The sequence below is a fragment of the Peribacillus sp. P4_D6 genome (assembly GCF_056401795.1).
On record NZ_JBFUIQ010000340.1, the window covers coordinates 1 to 1,211 of the forward strand.

1 pseudogene is annotated in these 1,211 nt (G+C 39.9%); it reads left to right on the forward strand.

Annotated features, from left to right (window positions below):
• A pseudogene (locus AC1DVB_RS27390) lies at positions 1-747 on the forward strand (M14 family zinc carboxypeptidase); the annotation flags it as partial.
• Between the last annotated feature and the right edge of the window lie 464 nt (positions 748-1,211).

Genomic DNA, 1,211 nt, shown 5'->3' on the forward strand with positions numbered 1-1,211 from the left:
GATATGACCTGGGCAGAGGTCGTCGACCAGTTTCCGCAGTTAGCAGGAGCGAATCCAACTTGGAACTACTATACATACAAAAATGAATCATACGATTATGAGTCCAAACCAGGTTTCGATGTTAATCGAGACTTTAATCCTGATTTAAATTATATTCCTCAAGCTAAAGACTTCCCTGGAAAATCATCCACCCCTGGTTGGTTCATAACACCTGAATCACAAACAACACGTGATGTTTACAAGTCTCTACTGAAGCAATACGGTAAGGTGGAGATTTTTGTGGACCTGCATCACCAAGCTCCCTATTATGAAGTTGATGGAACGGATGATTTAGTCACCTACTCGATTTCCGCTCAATTTGTTCCTGATCCAAGCTCGCCTTCAGGACAGGATTATGCAAAATATGCAAAAAACTATAATTATGATTTTTCCAGACAATTGAATGTGGCGGTATATAATGCCATGAAAGCACAAGGTAATTCTCCATATGGGAACATATCCTTGTATCCGCAAAATCAAAACCTTCCTGGAACGGCTTTAGGAGCCTTTGCTTTAAACGGAAGCGGGACAGTACTCTTTGAAGTTAGAGGTCAAACTCAGTCTTTTGGCCAAAAGAAAAAAGGCATGCTCATTAAAGCAGTTGAAAGAGGCCTATATGGAATAATTGATGGAGTTACTGATGGCTCTGTTTATAAAATCAATCCGGAACAATACGAGTCAATTCCACTGACGGAGGGCAGGCAATAATTAAAAGTGAGGAAAAGATAGTTTTATAACTTCCAGCATATATTGAAGTAACCAGACGGAACTCTAGGCAAATGTGTTCTATCTAAAAGGTAAGACAAAGTTGATTGGAGCGGGTGTTCGAGACTCCTGCTTAGAAAAGCGCGTCTAGGGGAGAMCCCGCAGGCGAAAGCCGAGGAGGCTCCCCCGGYCGCCCGCGGAAAGCGAGTGCCCTACGTTCCAATCAACGTCAGACGGGTGTCCGTCTGGTTTTTCTTCATCGGGAACAAAAATGTTTTTTGGTAGAAGAAATTTGGAAACATAGTCATTTTTCACTATTAACATAAAGTAGTAAAAATGTCAGAATATTAATAATAGTTATATTTCTTGATTATTATATATAATAAGGAGGGTTTATTTTGAATTTTAAAAAGAAAGTTCTATCAGTTTCATTATCTAGTTTAATGACGTTAGGCGCAGTAACAGCT